The sequence below is a fragment of the Pseudomonas abieticivorans genome, assembly GCF_023509015.1.
Taxonomy (GTDB): domain Bacteria; phylum Pseudomonadota; class Gammaproteobacteria; order Pseudomonadales; family Pseudomonadaceae; genus Aquipseudomonas; species Aquipseudomonas abieticivorans.
On sequence record NZ_CP094975.1, the window covers coordinates 2,393,856 to 2,412,537 of the forward strand.

Consider the following 18,682-nt stretch of genomic DNA (forward strand, 5'->3'; position numbering starts at 1 on the left):
GGTCCAGCATTCCTCGCTTTCATAAGGCAGCTCACCACAGGAGTTTTCCCATGACCACCCAAGGTTTCGTCAGCCCCGACGAGATTCGCGCGCGATTTTCCATGGCGATGTCGGACATGTACAAGCAGGAGGTGCCACTCTATGCGGACCTGCTGGCCCTGGTCGGGGAAACCAACGAAAGGGTGATGGCGCAACAACCGCACCTCGCCGAATCGCTGCAACGCACCGGCGAAATCCAGCGCCTGGACGCGGAGCGCCACGGCGCCATCCGGGTCGGCACAGCAGCCGAACTCTGCACGTTGCGCCGGCTGTTCGCGGTCATGGGGATGCAACCGGTTGGCTACTACGACCTGACGCCAGCCGGCGTGCCGGTGCATTCCACGGCATTTCGCGCGGTGCACGAGCAGTCGCTGCAGGTCAGCCCGTTTCGGGTGTTCACCTCGTTGCTGCGCCTCGAACTGATCGAGGACGGCAACGTTCGGGCCTTGGCCGAAACGATCCTTGCCCGCCGGCAGATCTTTACCCCTAGGGCCTTGGAGCTGATCAACCGCTTCGAAGCCGAAGGCGGCCTGTGCCTCAACGATGCCAACGATTTTGTAAGCCAGGCACTGGAAACCTTTCGCTGGCACCACGACGCCACCGTGACGGCCGAGCAATACCGTGAACTGCACGACCAGCATCGGCTGATCGCCGACGTGGTTGCGTTCAAGGGCCCGCACATCAACCACCTGACCCCGCGCACGCTGGACATCGACGCGGTTCAGGCCGACATGCCAGCCAAGGGCATCACGCCCAAAGCCGTGATCGAGGGCCCGCCACCGCGCAAGCACCCGATTCTGCTGCGCCAGACCAGCTTCAAGGCCTTGCAGGAAAACGTTGCGTTCACCGATCAACCAGGCGCCGCCAACGGCAGCCACACCGCGCGCTTTGGCGAAATCGAGCAGCGCGGCGCCGCGCTCACCCCCGAGGGGCGTTCGTTGTACGACCGTTTGCTGAACCAGTCCCGAGAGGCGCTTGCCGGTTTCCCCAGCGAAGGCAACGCCATGGAATACATGCGCTTGCTGGGTGAGCAGTTCCGAGACTTTCCGGATGATCTGGCACAGTTGCGCGAGCAAGGCCTGGCCTACTTCCGCTATTTCGTCACCGAAACCGGCAAGGCCTCACGCAACGAGCAGAACCGTCCCACCAGCCTGCCAGGGTTGCTGGCGGCCGGGCACCTGCGTTTCGAACCACTGGTGTATGAGGACTTCTTGCCGGTAAGCGCCGCCGGGATATTCCAGTCCAACCTGGGCGACAACGCCCAAAGCCACTATGCCGGTGGCTCGACCCAGGCGGCCTTCCACCAGGCGCTGGGCAGTAGCGTGCTGGATGAACTGGCGCTGTACGCCGACAGCCAGCGCCGCTCACTGGACGCGTGCGCGGCGCAACTGGGCCTTGCCAGCCTGGACCTCTAGCGGTCGACGCGAAAGCGGTTAACTTCCTGGCGCAACTCCGCCGCCAGGCCTTCCAGTTCACGGGCGGTAATGGCCAGGTTGGAGACCACTTCGCGCTGCTCGCTGTTGGCCAAGGCGATGCTCTGCAGGTTGCTGCTGAGCAAGGTGGCAGTGCTGCTCTGCTCCTGGGTGGCCGTGGTGATCGCGGCGAACTGCTGACCGGCCGAGCGGCTCTGCTCGTCGATTTGCGCCAGTGCCGCCGCTACCTTGGCATTGCGCGACAACCCCTCTTCCATTAACTCGCGGCCTTGCTCCATGGTGCTGATGGCGTTGCTGGTCTCGTGCTGAATGCTGCCGATCATGCTCGAGATTTCGTCGGTGGCCTGACGCGTGCGTGACGCCAGGCTGCGCACCTCATCGGCAACCACGGCAAACCCACGACCCTGCTCGCCGGCACGGGCGGCTTCGATGGCGGCGTTCAAGGCCAGCAGGTTGGTCTGTTCGGCAATCGAAGTGATCACCCCAACAATCCCGCCGATTTCCTGGGATCGCTGCCCCAGGGTGTTGATCACCGTGCCGGTGCTGTTCAGCGCTCCGGAGATCTGTTGCAACGAGGATGAGGCCTCGTCCATGGAGCTGCGGCCGATGCGCGTTTGCTCGGCATTGTCCTTGGCGACCCGCTCGGTGTTGCCCATGCTGTCGGCAATATTTAGCGAAGTGGCGCTGAACTCTTCCACGGCACCGGCCATGCTGGTGATTTCGCCGGACTGCTGTTCCATGCCTTCGTACGCACCGGTGGACAGCCCCGACAGTGCCTGGGCCCGCGTGCTGACCTCGTGGGCGGCGTTGCGGATGTGCACCACCATGGTCGACAGCGCTTCACCCATCTGGTTGAAGCTGCGCGCCAGTTGGCCGATCTCGTCATTGCTCGACACACTCAGCCGCGCATGCAGATCGCCCGCGCCCAGCGCTTCGGCCTGGCGCACCAGGTCGCCCAGCGGCCTGAGCTTGCTGCGCAGCAACCACATGGCCGCGCCCACCGAGATCAGCATCGCCAGCAGGCTGCCAATGGCCAGGCGAGTACCGACACTCCAGGTGACCGCCCGGATCTCCGCCTGGGGCATGGTCGCCAATACATCCCACGGGCCTCCGGCAAACGGCACGGCAACGGTGTAGAAGTCTTCGTTGGTATCGCTCCAGAAGGCGCCCTTGCCCGGGTGTTTGATGAAGTCGTCGAGCGATTGTGTCGCCTGGTCGAGGTCTTTGACTCCAGCCGGCGGCACCAGCCAGTGGTTGTTCTCGTCGAGCAGGGCCAATGAACCGGTCTGGCCAATACGGAAGCGCTTGAGGTTGTCGAACTGGGCGTTCTGCGCGTCGGTGTAATCAAACCCGACGAACAACACGGCGATCACGCGGCCAGCACTGTCGCTGACCGGGGTGTACTGCGTCATGTAGGAGCGGTCGAACAATACCGCGCGGCCCACGTAATTTTGCCCGGCCATCAGGCGCTGGTAGGCCGGGTGTTGATGGTCGAGCAAGGTGCCGATGGCGCGCGTACCGTCCTGTTTGCTCAGGGAGGTGCTGATGCGCACAAAGTCGTCGCCCTTGCGCACGAACACCGTCGCCACGCCCGCGGTCATCTGCCGGAAGTCGTCCACCTCACGGAAGTTGTTATTCAGCGCATTGCCGGCCAGATACAGGCCAGGGGTCTGCATGCCGGCCACGGCGATCTGTTCATCGGCGCGCAGGCTGAGGCCACTGGTAAAACGCTTGTCGAACAGCCCGCTCAAGCGCTGGGTGCTGTCGCGCAGGGTACCGTGGAAGGTGCTGAGCTGGTCGGCCATCAGCCTTGCCTCACTGGCCAGGTGTTCCTGGCGAGTGGCGAGGTTGGCGCTGTCCAAAGAGCGCAGGGCGAAAATGGTGCTGCCGCTGATCACGACGGCGAGGATCACCGTCAGGGCAACGCCAAGTTGCGAAGCAATTCGTGCACGAGGTTGAGTCATTATGGCTCCAGACCCGGCGCACCGATCCTGTGGATCTGGTCATTGCGCCTGGCATAATTCTAATAGGAAATGGGACCTTTCTAATGAGGTCCTGCACCTACAGGTTCGGCGGCCTGGGCCAATACTTGAGCGCACGGGGCGGTTATTCGCAAACGTTTGACCAGTGGCGCGCAAGCGCCGACCTGGAACGCTAGTACAAGACCTGAACTGCGGGCATTTGCATGGTTTTAACCTCGGCTTGCAGGAAGTCGCTCAGGCGTAACAGGCGCTCACCACCGGGGCGGGTTTTCGGCCATACCAGGTAATAACTCAAGCCACTGGCCACCGCCGTCGGCCACGGCAGGCTCAGGCGCAACTGGGCTACATCTTCGGCCACCATCAACAGGTCACCAATGGCCACGCCGTAGCCACGCGCCGCAGCAATCATGCCCAGTTCCAAGGTATCGAAGGCCTGTCCGCCCTTGAGTGAAATGGCCTCCAGCAAGCCCATGCGTTCCAGCCAGGCACGCCAGTCGCGCCGGTCGGGCGTGGGGTGCAGCAACTCCACCGCCGCCAATTGCTCGACTGCCCAGGGTTGGTCGTCTATCAACGCTGGGGAGCCGACCGGGATCAGCAGTTCGGGAAACAGCAGCGTGGCTTCCCAGTCTTGCGGGAAATGCCCGTTGCCCAGCAGCACCGCGCAATCGAACGGCTCATGGTTGAAGTCGACATGGTCCACGTCCATCCACGCGCTGGTCAGCTGTACCTCATTACCGGCCTGCAGGTGACGAAAGCGGCTCAGGCGCGCCAACAACCAGCGCATGGTCAAGGTCGACGGCGCCTTCATGCGCAAAATGTCGTCTTCGCTGCGCAAGGTGCTGCAAGCCCGCTCCAGCGCGGTGAAGCCTTCACGTACGCCGGGCAACAGCAGGCGAGCCGATTCGCTCAGCTGCAAGTTGCGCCCGTTACGCTGGAACAGCCGGCAGCCGAAGTGATCTTCCAGCGTGCGGATGTGGCGGCTGACCGCACTTTGGGTAATCGATAACTCATCTGCGGCGCGGGTAAACGAGCTGTGTCGAGCGGCAGCCTCGAAGGCCCTCAAGGCATATAGAGGCGGTAGATTACGGGCCATAACGAATATTCCTACGTGGGCATAGCTCCTTTCACTGAATACTACTCGCATGAGTAAAACTCATGCCAGCCATCGTTTTTATCCTTTTGTGGATCCGTTGGCAAAGGCCGAGAATTGACGGCTCTGCCAAACCTCCATTTCCGAGCCTGATGCCATGCATGCCGCCGCCGCCCGTATCGAACTTAGCGCCCTGTTGCGGTTGGCAGGGCCGCTGATCGCCTCGCAATTGGCCCACATGCTGATGGTGCTGACCGACACCTTGATGATGGCCAAGATCAGCCCCCAAGCCTTGGCGGGTGGCGGCCTGGGTGCGGCCAGCTATTCCTTCGTGTCGATCTTCTGCCTGGGCGTGATGGCTGCGGTCGGTACCTTGGTCGCGATCCGCCAGGGTGCGGGTGACAAAGTGGGGGCCGCGCGCCTGACCCAGGCAGGGCTGTGGCTGGCCTGGATCATGGCATTGATCGCCGCCGTGCTGCTGTGGAACCTGTCACCGATTCTGCTGACGCTGGGCCAAACGCCCGAGAACGTCGCCAACGCGGCCCAGTTTCTACTCTTACTGCCCCTGGCCTTGCCCGGCTACCTCAGCTTCATGGCCTTGCGCGGCTTCACCAGTGCCATCGGCCGCACCACACCCATCATGGTCATCAGCCTGGGCGGTACCGTGGCCAACTACGCCCTTAACTACACGTTTATCCACGGGTTGTTTGGCGTGCCCAAGATGGGCCTCGTGGGGATCGGCCTGGTCACGGCCATTGTCGCCAACTGCATGTGCCTGGTGCTGATGCTATACATCCGCCGGCACCCGGCCTACGCGCCTTACCCCATTCGCAAGGGCCTGCTGCGGCCTTCGAGCGCAGCCCTGCGCGAGCTGTGGCGGCTGGGTTTGCCGATTGGTGGCACCTACGCGGTCGAGGTCGGTCTGTTCGCCTTCGCCGCGCTGTGCATGGGCACCATGGGCAGCACGCAGCTGGCGGCGCACCAGATCGCCCTGCAGATCGTCTCGGCCGCCTTCATGATTCCGGCGGGGATTTCGTACGCGGTGACGATGCGCATCGGCAAGCACTACGGTGGCGGCAACCTGCTGGCGGCGCGGCTGGCCGGGCGTGTGGGGATCGGCTTCGGGGCGGTCGCCATGCTGGCCTTTGCGATGCTGTTCTGGCTGGCGCCCAACGCGCTGGTAGGGCTGTTCCTGGATCAGGCCGACCCGGCCTTCCATGACGTCATCCAGCTGGCAGTCAGCCTGTTGGCCATTGCCGCCTGGTTCGAGCTGTTCGACGGCGTACAGACCATCGCCATGGGTGCCATTCGCGGCTTCAAGGACGCCAAGACCACCTTCCTGGTGGGCCTGGGGTGCTACTGGCTGATTGGTGCACCGGCGGCCTGGCTGCTGGCATTCACCTTCGGCGGCGGCGCGGTCGGCGTGTGGTGGGGGCTGGCACTGGGGTTGCTGTGCGCGGCCGTGAGCCTGACCTTGGCTTTTGAATGGCGGGTCAAGCGCCTGCTGGCACAGGCGCAGGCTAACCGGGCCGCTGAACTGCCTGCTGCGATAGATCAAACAGCAAGTATTCGAGCAGCTCGGCCAAAGGCAAAGGCTTGCTGATCAAGTAGCCTTGCACCTGATCACAGCCAAAGCCCTTGAGCAGCGCCAGTTGCTCGGGGGTTTCCACGCCTTCGGCCACGACTTCCAGATTCAGGTTGTGGGCCAGGTTGATCATGGCGTGCACCAGCTTGCGGTTTTCTTCGCGCTGCTCCATGCCACCCACAAAACTCTTGTCGACCTTGAGCAGGGCGATCGGCAGGCTGTTGAGGTGTACGAAGGACGAAAACCCGGTACCAAAGTCATCCAGCGAAAACCTCACCCCTAAGCGCCCCAGCGCGTCCATGGTCTGCTTGACCAGGTCATTACGGCGCATCACCGCAGTTTCCGTCAGCTCGAATTCCAGCCACTGGGCATCCACGCCCCGCTCGCTGATCAAGCGGCTCAAGGTGGACAGTAATTGGCTGTCCTGAAATTGTCGGAACGACAAGTTGACTGCCATGTGCAACGGCGGCAGGCCGCTTTCGCGCAGTGACTGCATGTCCCGCAGCGCGCGGGAGATCACCCAATAGCCCAGCGGCACGATCAGCCCGCTTTGTTCGGCCAAGGGCACGAACTCGCTGGGCGGCAACAGGCCGCGCTCGGCATGACGCCAGCGTACCAACGCTTCCAGGCCGACGATGTTGCCGCTGACCAGGTCCAGGCGTGGCTGGTAGTGCAATTCCAGCTCGTCGCGGCGCAAGGCCCGGCGCAGCTCGCTTTCAAGGTCGGCCAGGCTTCGCGCGTTGCGGTTGATGCGTTCGTTGAAGATATGAAAGGTACAGCCCTGGGTGCTCTTGGCCTGCTGCATGGCAATGTGTGCGTGCCACATCAATGGGTCGGCACCCGCCTGGGCGCGGGCATGGGCAATGCCCAGGCTACAGCCGATCAACAGGCTTTCGCCGTCGATCCAGTAGGGCTCGGCCATGGCTTCAGTGATGCCCTCGGCCACCCGCTCCGCGCGCAATGGGTCGCGGCGGGTGTCGATCAGCAAGGCAAATTCGTCGCTGCCCAGGCGGGCCAGTTGATCCCCGGCTTCCAGCTGGCTTTTCAGCCGCGCCACCACCTGCAGGATCAGCCGGTCGCCGGCCTGGTGCCCAAGCGCATCGTTGGCATGGCGAAAGTTGTCCAGGTCCAGGTGGCCCAAGGCAATCCCACGCCCTTCGAACTCTGCCAGGCGCGCGGCCAATAGCGTCTGGAAACCCTGACGGTTGGCCACGCCAGTCAACGGGTCCTGCTCGGCCAACCGTTGCAGGGTGTTTTCCAATACCCCGCGCTCACGCACGTGGCGCAGGCAGCGGCGCACCGTATCGACGTTAAGCGTGTCACGGATCAACCAGTCACTGACCCCCATGGGGGCCTGTTCTGGCTCCGCTTCAAGCAGCATGACCATCGGCAGGCTGCAGCGCCCGGGTGCCGGTTGCAATGCCGGGGTGGTCAGCAGCAGCGCCGGCCGGTCTTCGTCAAACAAATCGCAGACCGCGTCCCAGGACGCGGCCTCGATCAAATTGCCCGCAGCCCCCAGCGGCGCCAGGCACTCGCGCAACGACACAGCCCACTGCAGATCATCGGCCAGAAGCAGCAACCGCACGGGTTCGACAGGCGTAGACAAGCTCATTCCTTAGGGTATTGGCACAATCGATGGCTGTCGGCATTGGCAGGCATTTCGAAAACCACTCATTTGAATGATTAACATTAACATTCAAGCGCTGCGGATATCGCCGTTCGCATAAAAATTCTTACGCATCCTGCGCGAAAGTAACAAAACCGGCAAATTTAGATAGAGGGATGCGTCACAGTGTCGGATGGTCGCTGCACATTTCGCAGACCCTGTTAAAATGCGCGACCATTTCGCTAGCGATCCTTTTTCCGCATGTCCCGACTCAATCCCCGGCAGCAAGAAGCCGTGAACTATGTCGGCGGCCCTCTATTGGTGCTCGCCGGTGCAGGCTCCGGCAAGACCAGCGTGATCACCCGCAAGATCGCGCACCTGATCCAGAATTGCGGTATCCGAGCCCAGTACATCGTCGCCATGACCTTTACCAACAAGGCCGCGCGCGAGATGAAGGAGCGGGTCGGCACCCTGCTGCGCGGCGGCGAGGGTCGCGGGTTGACGGTTTCGACGTTCCACAACCTGGGCCTGAACATCATCCGCAAGGAGCACGCGCGGCTGGGGTACAAGCCGGGTTTCTCGATCTTTGACGAAACCGACGTCAAGGCGCTGATGACCGACATCATGCAAAAGGAATACTCGGGCGACGACGGCGTCGACGAGATCAAGAACATGATCGGCTCCTGGAAAAACGACCTGATCCTGCCTGCCGAAGCCCTGGAGGCTGCGCGCAACCCCAAGGAGCAGACGGCCGCCATCGTCTACACCCACTACCAGCGTACGCTCAAGGCGTTCAACGCAGTGGACTTCGACGACCTGATCCTGTTGCCGGTCAAACTGTTCCAGGACAACGCCGATATCCTGGAGAAGTGGCAAAACAAGGTGCGCTACCTGCTGGTGGACGAATACCAGGACACCAACGCCAGCCAATACCTGCTGGTGAAGCTGTTGATCGGCACCCGCAACCAATTCACCGTGGTGGGCGACGACGACCAGTCGATCTATGCCTGGCGCGGCGCGCGGCCTGAAAACCTGATGCTGCTCAAGGACGACTACCCGTCGTTGAAAGTGGTGATGCTGGAGCAGAACTACCGCTCCACCAGCCGCATCCTGCGCTGCGCCAACGTACTGATCTCCAACAACCCCCACGCCTTCGAAAAGCAGCTGTGGAGCGAGATGGGCCACGGTGATGAAATCCGCGTGATCCGCTGCAAGAACGAAGACGCCGAAGCCGAGCGCGTGGCCGTGGAAATTCTCAGCCTGCACCTGCGCACCGATCGGCCCTACAGCGATTTCGCCATCCTGTACCGCGGTAACTACCAGGCCAAGCTGATCGAGCTGAAACTGCAGCACCACCAGGTGCCCTATCGCCTGTCTGGCGGCAACAGCTTCTTCGGGCGCCAGGAAGTCAAAGACCTGATGGCCTACTTCCGCCTGCTGGTGAACCCCGACGACGACAACGCCTTTTTGCGCGTGATCAACGTGCCGCGCCGCGAGATCGGCTCCACCACGCTGGAAAAACTCGGCAACTACGCCACCGAGCGTAAAATCTCGATGTATGCCGCCACCGACGAAATCGGCCTGGGCGAACACCTGGACAGCCGCTTCACCGATCGCTTGTCGCGCTTCAAGCGCTACATGGACAAGGTGCGCGAGCAATGCGCCGGCGAGGACCCGATCGGTGCGCTGCGCAGCATGGTCATGGACATCGACTACGAGAACTGGATTCGCACCAACAGCTCCAGCGACAAGGCCGCCGATTACCGCATGAGCAACGTGTGGTTTTTGGTCGAGGCGCTGAAGAACACCCTGGAAAAAGACGAAGATGGCGGCATGACCATCGAGGAAGCCATTGGTAAACTAGTGCTTCGCGACATGCTCGAACGTCAGCAGGAAGAGGAAGACGGGGCCGAGGGCGTGCAGATGATGACGCTGCATGCATCCAAAGGCCTGGAGTTCCCCTACGTGTTCATCATGGGCATGGAAGAGGAAATCCTCCCGCACCGCTCCAGCATCGAGGCCGACACCATCGAAGAAGAGCGCCGCCTGGCCTATGTGGGCATCACCCGCGCCCGCCAGACCCTGGCGTTCACCTTCGCGGCCAAGCGCAAGCAGTACGGCGAGATCATCGATTGCGCCCCTAGCCGCTTCCTCGATGAGCTGCCGCCCGATGACCTGGCCTGGGAAGGCAACGACGACACGCCGACGGAAGTCAAAGCCGTACGCGGCAACACAGCACTGGCGGATATCCGCGCCATGCTCAAACGATAATTCAACAACGCCCTGGCCCTGCTGCCGGGGCCATTGCGTATATTGAGGAACCGCCGTGGAAGCACTGCACAAGAAGATTCGCGAAGAAGGCATCGTGCTTTCCGAACAGGTACTGAAGGTCGACGCCTTTCTGAACCATCAGATCGACCCGGTGCTGATGCAGCAGATCGGTGACGAATTCGCCCGCCTGTTCGCCGATTCCGGCGTGACCAAGATCGTCACCATCGAAGCTTCCGGCATTGCCCCGGCCGTGATGACTGGCTTGAAGCTGGGCGTGCCGGTGATTTTCGCGCGCAAACACCAGTCGCTCACCCTGACTGAAAACCTGCTGTCGGCCACGGTGTATTCGTTCACCAAGCAAACCGAAAGCACCGTTGCCATCTCGCCCCGCCACCTCAACAGCAGCGACCGCGTGCTGGTGATCGACGATTTCCTGGCCAACGGCAAAGCCTCCCAGGCACTGATCTCGATCATCAAGCAAGCCGGCGCCAGCGTGGCGGGCCTGGGTATCGTCATCGAAAAGTCGTTCCAGGGCGGCCGCGCGGAGTTGGACGCGCAGGGTTACCACGTGGAATCGCTGGCGCGAGTCAAGTCGCTGGCCGGTGGTGTCGTGACGTTCATCGAATAAGCGTCAAAAGCGTCGCGGATGAATCCGCTCCTACAAACAACGTGGGGGTGGATTTATCCGCGAAAGCCCCCTCAACCCCTCAAGTAGCTCAACGGTTCTGGCACATAAGTCGCCTGCAACCCCGCCAGCAGCAACCGCTGCAACAAGTCCTCGCGCAACCCCTCAGGCTTTGCCAACTGCATGCGCTGCAAATGCAGCGGGAACGCCGACGCCTCGGGCGCATCCAACGCCGCCTTGCCCAGGTCGAGCAATTCGGTCAGCTTGAATTTGCTTTTCAGCCAGTTCAACGCCCGCAGCAAATCACGCTCTTCGCCGCTGAAATCACAACCCAACGGGTATTCGGGGAACAGCTTCTCGTGCCGCTCCTTGATCGCTTGCAGCCGTTGTGGCGTGTTGTCGGTGAAACGCGGGTGCAGGCGGAAATCCTTGGGCAATTTGCCGGCGATTTGCGCCTGCTCCATCAAGCCCTGCTGGAAGCGTGAATCACTGATGGTCAACAGTGCCTCGATCACTTGGGCGTCGGTCTTGCCACGCAGGTCGGCAATGCCGTACTCGGTCACGACGATGTCGCGCAGGTGCCGCGGGATCGTGCAATGGCCGTACTCCCAGAGAATATTGGAGCTGACGTCGCCGCCCGATTCACGCCAGCTGCGCAGGATGAGGATCGAACGCGCGTCATGCAGGGCATGCCCTTGCACCACGAAGTTGTACTGCCCGCCAACCCCGCTCAGCACCCGGCCGTCTTCCAATTGATCGGAAACGGCTGCACCCAACAGGGTGACGGTGAACACGGTATTGATAAACCGCGCATCGCGCCGCTGCAGGCGCTTGAGTGCTTCGTCGCCGTACAGTTCGTTGATATAGCTGATGGCAGTCATGTCGAACTGCTTCAGCGCGCAGTTGGGTATTTCGCGCAGCCGCTGGTAAAAATGCTGCGGCCCAAGGAAAAAACCGCCGTGGATCACCACGCCATCGGGCTCCCGTGTCTCGTCCAGGGTGCCGGCATTGGCCTGCGCCTGGCGCTCTGCATCCGGGTAGACACGGCGGCGGATGATGCCCGCTTCAGCCAGGGCCAGCAGGCCATTGACGAACATTTCACTGCAACCGTACAGCCCGCTGGCAAAGGGTGCCAGGCCGCCTTCGCGGTGGATCAAGCCTTGCCAAGGTGCCAGGTCCAGGTCGCCCATCAGTGCCTGATAGCCGACGTTATCCGCCTGGCGCGCCAGCAGGGCCGCGGTCAGGGCGTCGCCCATGGAGCCGATGCCGATTTGCAGGGTACCGCCGTCGCGCACCAACGTGCTGGCGTGCAAACCGATGAAATGGTCCTGCAAACCCACTGGCATGTTGGGCGTGGAAAACAGCGTGGTGCGCTCGGCCTCGTCGATCAGCAGGTCAAACTGCTCGCTCTGGATTTCCGAATGGCCGGGCATGTAGGGCAGGTCGGCGTGAATTTGCGCCAGCATCAGAATGGTTTCGCCCGCAGCCCGGCGCTTGGCAATCATCGGCAGCAGGTCGAGGGTGATGTCGGGGTTGCAACTCAGGCTCAAGTGATCCGGCCGATAGCGGTCTTGGGCCACAAGCTGCGCCACCAGGTTCAGGCCCTGGGCATTGATGTCTCGCGCCGCGTGGCTGTAATTGCTGCTGACGTAGTCCTGTTGCGCCGGCGCACTGTGCAACAGGCTGCCAGGCTGCATGAAAAACTGCTCCACGCGAATATTGGCGGGCAGGCTGTCGTGGTGCAGGTCGGCCAGGAAGTCCAACTCCACATAGTCACCAAATACCCGCTCCACGAAGGGTTCGAGAAAGCGCTTCTGCAGCCCATCCCCCAAGGATGGGCGGCCCAGGCTCAGGGCGGTGTAGATGGTCAACCGACGATTCGGCAGTTGGCTCACTCGCTTATACAACGCATTGGCGAAACGATTCGGCTTGCCCAGCCCCAGCGGCATGCCCATGTGGATATGCGCGGGCAGGCGCGCCAGCACCTCGTCCACCGCACGCTCGATTGAACAGGTTTGCGTCATCGAAAACCTCCGGGCTTTTTATTCAGTTGGGCTTAGACCACTTGTTACAGTAATCAACTCGCTCGCTGCTGATAGTTCGCCATACTGAAATGATCCAACTAACAGGGTTTGGCAACATGACCATAGCAACAAGACTAGCCACAACCAGCGATGTTCAAGACATTGTCGACCTGATGGCGCCCTACGCTGGCAAAGACAAGCCCCTTAGCGGCAACTGGACGCTGCAAACCGTAGGCGATTGGGTGAAGACGGGCTCGCCAGTGATGCTGGCAATCAGGCAAGGCCGTGTGGTTGGCGTACTGTTCAGTGCAGAAAAGGCGGAGGCGCAAGTACCGCCCGTGGTGGCGATGCTGAAAGTGTTCCCCGGCAACGATGATGCCTACGCCTACGGCCCGGTATGCATTGATGCGTCGATGAGTGGCCAAGGCGTACTGGGCATCCTGTTCGACGCCCTGGATGAGGTCATGCTCCACCGCCAGGGCATCCTGTTCATCAAGCAGTCGAACGGGCCCTCGCTGGGCGCACACCGCAAATTGAAAATGCAGACCGTCGCCCATTTCGAATTGGGCGGTGAGGGCTATGACGTCCTCACCACCGACGCTGCCAGGACTAGAGCCCGGACATCTTCTTGATCGCACCCTTGAGCTCATCATCGGAGCAATCGGCACAGGTGCCTTTGGGCGGCATGGAGTTGATCCCGGTGATGGCCTTGGCGAGCAAGCCATCGACCCCGCCCTGCTCTTTGGCTCGCTTGCCCCAATCGGCCGCGTCACCGATTTTAGGGGCGCCGAGCAGGCCAGTGCCGTGGCACGCGTTGCAGTGCTTGGCAATCACCTCATCAGGGGTCTTGGCGGCACCACCAGCGGCAGCAGCGGCGACCTCCATGCCCGGGCACTCTTTGCCCTGCACGCACACCTGGCCCACCGGCTCCAGGCGCTTGGCAATGTCGTCGTTTGTCGCAGCTTGAGCACAAACAGCCCAGAGGGCCAATACGGTTGCCGGTGCGGCCAGCATCTTCTTGATCTTTTTATTCACGCGTACACCCTCATGGTGGCTTTTCACGCCTGCGGCCACGGTTTTCGCAGGCGGTGGCCAGTATAGCGGGATGCCCGCCACACTGAAACGACCCTATAGTCTTAAAGGGTATTACCGTGACGGCAGTTCGTCACGGCCCCCTCAAGACAAGAGTGTAGCGGTGTATCGGCAATCAGAAGTTGGCAGGGGTGGCGGCGCTGATCAGACGGGCCGGCTCGCTGTAGGGGTTGCGAAACCGATGGGGCTTGGTGCTCTCGAAGTAATAGCTGTCGCCGGCCTCGAGCACGAAGGTTTCCAGGCCCACCACGAGCTCCAGGCGGCCTTCCAGCAGGATCCCGGTTTCTTCGCCTTCATGGGTGAGCATTTCGACACCGGTATCGGCGCCCGGTGGATAAATCTCGTTGAGAAATGCGATTGCCCGGCTCGGGTGCGCCTTGCCGACCAACTTCATGGTAACGGCACCATCGGAGATATCGATCAGCTCGTTGGCTTTATAAACGATTTGGGTAGGGTTCTCTGGCGCCAGCTCTTCGGAAAAGAACTCCACCATGGACATTGGAATGCCGCCAAGCACCTTTCTCAGAGAACTGATGGAGGGGCTCACGCTATTTTTTTCGATCATCGAAATGGTGCTGTTGGTGACACCCGCACGCTTGGCGAGCTCACGCTGGGACAGACCTTTGAGTTTGCGAATGGCTTGCAGTCGTTCACCGACGTCCAATGCTGGAGCCTCCTGGGTGTTGCGAATAGGGTCAAGATGAACGTTATCATGGCAACAGCGTTCAGTATTTACAACACTTGGACCCATATCCGCACCTTTCAGAAGGTCTACCCAGGCTTCAGCCCTCGGAATAGAGCATCGGTACCCGGCGCACGTTGCAGAAGATCTGATAGGGGATGGTGCCGGCGGCAATGGCCACGTCGCTGGCCAGCACGTCCTTGCCCCACAATTGCACAGTGCTGCCCAAGCCTGCCTCGGGCACGTCGGTCAGGTCGATGCACAGCATGTCCATCGACACGCGGCCCAGCAATTGGCTGCGTTTGCCGGCGACCATCACCGGGGTACCCGTTGGCGCCAGGCGCGGGTAACCGTCGGCATAGCCCATGGCGACCACGCCGATGCGCATGGGTTTAGGGGTGATGAACCTGGCCCCATAGCCGATCGGCTCGCCCGCCGGCAGCTCACGCACGCAGATCACCTTGGACTCCAGGGTCATTACCGGCTGCAACTGCGCGGCAACTTCCTGGGGTACTTCAAACGGCGTGGCGCCGTACAACATGATGCCTGGGCGTACCCAGTCGCTAGGTATGTTCGGCCAGCCCAGTACGGCGGGTGAATTGCGCAGGCTGACTTCAGCCGCCAAACCCTTGCGGGCCTCTTCAAACACCACGACCTGCTCGGCACTGGCCTGGCTATCGAGTTCATCGGCACGGGCGAAGTGGCTCATCAGCACAATGCGCGCGACTTTGCCGCTGGCCAGCAAGCGCTGGTAGCCGGCCTGGAAATCCTTGGGGTGCAGGCCCACGCGGTGCATGCCCGAATCCAGCTTGAGCCAGATGTTCAACGGCTTGGCCACACGGGTTTGCTCGATCGCTTCCAACTGCCACAACGAATGCACAACGCACCAGAGGTCATGCTCGACGATCAGCTCCAGCTCGCTGGCTTCGAAAAACCCCTCCAGCAACAGGATCGGCGCACGAATACCTCCGGCGCGAAGCTCCAGTGCTTCCTCGATGCAAGCCACTGCAAAACCGTCGGCCTCGGCTTCCAGCGCCTGGGCACAACGCAGGGCACCATGCCCGTAGGCATCGGCCTTGATCACGGCAAGGGCCTTGGCACCGGTGGTGTCACGGGCCAGGCGATAGTTATGGCGTAACGCTTGGAGGTCGATCAGGGCACGGGCAGGACGCATGGTCTTCTTCTGGGCTGGCTAATGTCGAAAAAAACCCGGCGACGACAAGGCGACGCCGGGCGAGGGATCTTGCTTAAGGCAGTGCCGCGATAACCGACAGCTCTACCAGGATTTCCGGCTCGCAGAGCTTGGCTTCCACGGTAGCGCGGGCCGGGGCGATGCCTTTTGGCAGCCACTTGTCCCACACGCTGTTCATGCCTTCGAAATGCGCGTCGATGTCCTTCAGGTAGATGGTTACCGACAGGATGCGACTCTTGTCGGTACCGGCCAGGTCCAGCAGGCGTTCGATGTTGGCCAAGGTCTCGCGGGTTTGCTGCTCGACGCCTGCAGCCATGTCGTCGCCCACTTGGCCGGCGAGGTAAACGGTGCCGTTATGGGTGACGATCTGGCTCAGGCGCTCATTGGTGAGCTGGCGCTGGATTGACATGCTTTGCAGTCTCCTGGGAATTACCGTAGCGGGAAATATCGAGGCCTTCGGCACTGATTTGCGGTTTTTTGCGCGCCATCAGGTCGGCTAACAGGCGGCCAGAGCCACAGGCCATGGTCCAGCCGAGGGTGCCGTGGCCAGTATTGAGGAACAGGTTGCGAAACGGCGTGGCACCGACGATAGGCGTGCCATCCGGGGTGGTCGGCCGCAGGCCGGTCCAGAAACTGGCCTGTTGCAGATCACCACCTTGAGGATAGAGATCGTTGACGATCATCTCCAGTGTTTCGCGACGACGCGGGTTAAGCGACAGGTCAAAACCGGCGATTTCAGCCATGCCGCCCACGCGGATGCGGTTATCGAAGCGGGTGATGGCAACCTTGTAGGTTTCATCCAGAATGGTCGAGGTAGGCGCCATCGCTGCATTGGTGATAGGTACGGTCAGCGAGTAACCCTTGAGCGGGTAGACCGGCGCCCTGATGCCCAACGGCTTGAGCAATTGCGGCGAGTAGCTGCCCAGTGCCAGCACGTAGCGGTCGGCGGTCTCAAGCTTGCCATCGATCCACACGCCATTGATGCGGTCGCCGGCGAAGTCCAGGCGTTCGATGGACTGGCCGAAACGAAATTCCACGCCCAACTGCACAGCCATCTCGGCCAGGCGCGTGGTAAACATCTGGCAATCGCCCGTCTGGTCGTTAGGCAGGCGCAGGGCGCCAGCCAGGATATCCGTGACATTGGCCAGGGCCGGCTCAACACGGGCGATCCCGGCACGATCCAGTAACTCATATGGCACGCCGGACTGCTCCAGCACGGCAATGTCCTTGGCGGCATTGTCCAGCTGGGCCTGGGTGCGGAACAGTTGCGTCGTACCCAGGGAGCGCCCTTCGTAGGAAATACCCGTTTCGGCGCGCAATTCGTCAAGGCAGTCACGGCTGTACTCGGACAGGCGAACCATGCGTTCCTTGTTCACTGCGTAGCGGCTGGCCGTGCAGTTGCGCAGCATTTGCGCCATCCACAGGTACTGGTCGATATCTGCCGTGGCCTTGATCGCCAAGGGCGCATGGCGCTCCAGCAGCCATTTGATGGCCTTTAGCGGCACACCTGGCGCTGCCCATGGCGAGGCATAGCCTGGCGAAACCTGCCCGGCATTGCCAAAGCTGGTTTCCATGGCCACCGCCGGTTGCCGATCGACCACCACGACTTCAAAGCCTTGCCGAGCCAGGTAGTACGCACTGGCCGTGCCAATGACGCCGCCGCCAAGAACCAGAACTCGCATGATCAAACCCTCAACGCGGATAACCGCTGACATTTGGTGTTTATTGCCAATATGTGCGCAGTATAAAAATCTTCAGCCAGTGCATTTCACTATATAAAAGCCTATATTTGGCGACAATTCTCGGCAAAAACGGCTTTTACGGAGGGGCATCTCCTATGCGCACGCAACATCAGAGCAAACGTGAGCTCGACAAGATCGACCGCAATATCCTCCGCATCCTGCAGGCAGACGGGCGGATTTCCTTCACGGAACTTGGCGAAAAGGTGGGGCTGTCGACCACGCCCTGCACCGAGCGCGTACGCCGGCTGGAGCGCGAAGGGATCATCATGGGCTACAACGCCCGGCTCAACCCGCAACACCTGAAGGGCAGCCTGCTGGTGTTCGTGGAGATCAGCCTGGACTACAAGTCTGGCGACACCTTCGAAGAATTCCGACGCGCCGTGCTGAAGCTTCCCCACGTACTGGAGTGCCATCTGGTGTCAGGGGACTTCGACTATCTGGTAAAGGCGCGGATCTCAGAAATGGCTTCTTACCGCAAGCTGCTGGGCGACATCCTGCTCAAGCTGCCCCACGTGCGTGAGTCCAAGAGCTATATCGTGATGGAAGAGGTGAAAGAGAGCCTGAATTTGCCGATTCCGGATTGATCTACCGTCGCGTACGGATCAGACCAACACCTGACGCGTCGTCGCGATGTAGTGATGCACCTGCTTCTCGGCCAGCGGATCAATCATCTGCGCCGGTCCCCGCCCATTGGGGCAGGGCAACTTGGGCGTGGTGCCAAACAACCGGCAAATCAGCGGCCGCTCTTCATAAACTGTGCAGCCATTGGGCCCCAGATGCACACAGTTCAACTCGTTGAGTGCCGCTTCCTGCTCGGCCGCAGTCTTGCGTGGCAGGCGGGCCATTTCTTCGGAAGACGTGGTCACCGGCCCACAGCAGTCGTGGCAACCGGGCACGCATTCGAACGAGGGGATTTGATCGCGCAGGAAGCGGATTTTGTGGCTGTTGCAACTCATGGGGCATTTCCTGTGCGTTTGAAGGGCTATTTTGCCTGCCCTGCCGCGCCCAGGAAAGCCTCACGCCGTCGGATCAGTCGCGCCAGAACGGCTTGACCCCCTCGCGATACGCTTGCCGGGGTGTCAGGCCGATATCTTTGAGTTGATCGGCGTCCAGCTCACGCAAGGCCCGGCGGGTGGTCAGACGATGCCACATCAGCTGCCAGCGGTTCATGCCAGATGGGGCGCTGGCGTGACGCACGCAGTTGCCCTGTTCATCCAGCAGTTCCTGATTCAGCAACATCAGCCGTACATCGGTCAAGCCGTTCATTTTCATGCTCCTCAAGGTGGGGGTCGCCTTGGAACAAGAGTGAACGCAATACA

17 protein-coding genes are annotated in these 18,682 nt (G+C 61.3%); 6 read left to right on the forward strand and 11 right to left on the reverse strand.

Annotated elements, in window-relative coordinates; translation table 11 throughout:
• Nucleotides 1-50: 50 nt before the first annotated feature.
• Nucleotides 51-1,454, forward strand: coding sequence for a 2-oxoadipate dioxygenase/decarboxylase HglS (hglS, locus tag L9B60_RS10735; protein WP_249678464.1), 1,404 nt, complete (start codon nt 51-53; stop codon nt 1,452-1,454).
• On the opposite strand, the gene L9B60_RS10740 is transcribed toward hglS, so the two are convergent.
• Nucleotides 1,451-3,436, reverse strand: a complete 1,986-nt coding sequence (locus tag L9B60_RS10740) for a methyl-accepting chemotaxis protein (RefSeq protein ID WP_249678465.1) — start codon at nt 3,434-3,436, stop codon at nt 1,451-1,453. The genes hglS and L9B60_RS10740 overlap by 4 nt on opposite strands.
• Nucleotides 3,437-3,626: 190 nt before the next feature.
• Nucleotides 3,627-4,547, reverse strand: a complete 921-nt coding sequence (locus tag L9B60_RS10745) for a LysR substrate-binding domain-containing protein (RefSeq protein WP_249678466.1) — start codon at nt 4,545-4,547, stop codon at nt 3,627-3,629.
• A gap of 154 nt (nt 4,548-4,701) precedes the next feature.
• Here L9B60_RS10745 and L9B60_RS10750 point away from each other — a divergent pair, with 154 nt between their 5' ends.
• A complete protein-coding gene (locus L9B60_RS10750; RefSeq protein WP_249678467.1) occupies nt 4,702-6,147 on the forward strand; it encodes a NorM family multidrug efflux MATE transporter in 1,446 nt (481 codons plus the stop codon).
• Here L9B60_RS10750 and L9B60_RS10755 read toward each other — a convergent pair.
• Nucleotides 6,065-7,735: a putative bifunctional diguanylate cyclase/phosphodiesterase gene (locus L9B60_RS10755; RefSeq protein ID WP_249678468.1), complete on the reverse strand. Its 1,671-nt coding sequence runs from the start codon at nt 7,733-7,735 to the stop codon at nt 6,065-6,067. The two genes, L9B60_RS10750 and L9B60_RS10755, sit on opposite strands and share 83 nt — an antisense overlap.
• 261 nt (nt 7,736-7,996) lie before the next feature.
• Here L9B60_RS10755 and rep point away from each other — a divergent pair, with 261 nt between their 5' ends.
• Nucleotides 7,997-10,006: a DNA helicase Rep gene (rep, locus tag L9B60_RS10760; RefSeq protein WP_249678469.1), complete on the forward strand. Its 2,010-nt coding sequence runs from the start codon at nt 7,997-7,999 to the stop codon at nt 10,004-10,006.
• Between the two features lie 55 nt (nt 10,007-10,061).
• Complete coding sequence (locus tag L9B60_RS10765) at nt 10,062-10,634, forward strand: xanthine phosphoribosyltransferase (RefSeq protein ID WP_249678470.1); 573 nt, start codon at nt 10,062-10,064, stop codon at nt 10,632-10,634.
• Between the two features lie 71 nt (nt 10,635-10,705).
• Here the strand turns inward: L9B60_RS10765 and L9B60_RS10770 are convergent, their stop codons facing one another.
• Entirely contained in the window at nt 10,706-12,655 is a 1,950-nt protein-coding gene (locus L9B60_RS10770; protein ID WP_249678471.1) for an acetyl-CoA hydrolase/transferase C-terminal domain-containing protein, read from the reverse strand.
• A gap of 116 nt (nt 12,656-12,771) precedes the next feature.
• Here L9B60_RS10770 and L9B60_RS10775 point away from each other — a divergent pair, with 116 nt between their 5' ends.
• A complete protein-coding gene (locus L9B60_RS10775) occupies nt 12,772-13,287 on the forward strand; it encodes an N-acetyltransferase (RefSeq protein WP_249678472.1) in 516 nt (171 codons plus the stop codon).
• On the opposite strand, the gene L9B60_RS10780 is transcribed toward L9B60_RS10775, so the two are convergent.
• The 5 genes from L9B60_RS10780 to dadA form a co-directional block, all read right to left on the reverse strand.
• Nucleotides 13,265-13,669, reverse strand: coding sequence for a c-type cytochrome (locus L9B60_RS10780; protein WP_249679706.1), 405 nt, complete (start codon nt 13,667-13,669; stop codon nt 13,265-13,267). The genes L9B60_RS10775 and L9B60_RS10780 overlap by 23 nt on opposite strands.
• Nucleotides 13,670-13,862: 193 nt before the next feature.
• A complete protein-coding gene (locus L9B60_RS10785) occupies nt 13,863-14,411 on the reverse strand; it encodes a cupin domain-containing protein (protein WP_249678473.1) in 549 nt (182 codons plus the stop codon).
• A gap of 118 nt (nt 14,412-14,529) precedes the next feature.
• Nucleotides 14,530-15,603, reverse strand: coding sequence for an alanine racemase (gene alr / locus L9B60_RS10790; RefSeq protein WP_249678474.1), 1,074 nt, complete (start codon nt 15,601-15,603; stop codon nt 14,530-14,532).
• A 73-nt stretch (nt 15,604-15,676) separates the two neighbouring features.
• Complete coding sequence (locus L9B60_RS10795) at nt 15,677-16,030, reverse strand: RidA family protein (RefSeq protein ID WP_249678475.1); 354 nt, start codon at nt 16,028-16,030, stop codon at nt 15,677-15,679.
• Nucleotides 16,002-17,303 (reverse strand): D-amino acid dehydrogenase, encoded by a 1,302-nt coding sequence (gene dadA / locus L9B60_RS10800; protein WP_249678476.1) that lies wholly within the window; start codon nt 17,301-17,303, stop codon nt 16,002-16,004. The genes L9B60_RS10795 and dadA overlap by 29 nt, the downstream gene beginning before the upstream one ends.
• A 155-nt stretch (nt 17,304-17,458) precedes the next feature.
• Between dadA and dadR the strand changes: the two genes are divergently transcribed.
• Entirely contained in the window at nt 17,459-17,947 is a 489-nt protein-coding gene (gene dadR / locus L9B60_RS10805; RefSeq protein WP_008366790.1) for a transcriptional regulator DadR, read from the forward strand.
• Nucleotides 17,948-17,965: 18 nt separating this feature from the next.
• Here dadR and L9B60_RS10810 read toward each other — a convergent pair whose 3' ends face one another.
• Both L9B60_RS10810 and L9B60_RS10815 read right to left on the reverse strand, forming a co-directional pair.
• Nucleotides 17,966-18,319 carry a YkgJ family cysteine cluster protein gene (locus L9B60_RS10810; protein ID WP_249678477.1) on the reverse strand — a complete coding sequence of 118 codons (354 nt, stop codon included), beginning with the start codon at nt 18,317-18,319 and terminating at the stop codon, nt 17,966-17,968.
• 73 nt (nt 18,320-18,392) lie between these two features.
• Nucleotides 18,393-18,629 carry a DUF1127 domain-containing protein gene (locus L9B60_RS10815; protein WP_249678478.1) on the reverse strand — a complete coding sequence of 79 codons (237 nt, stop codon included), beginning with the start codon at nt 18,627-18,629 and terminating at the stop codon, nt 18,393-18,395.
• Between the last annotated feature and the right edge of the window lie 53 nt (nt 18,630-18,682).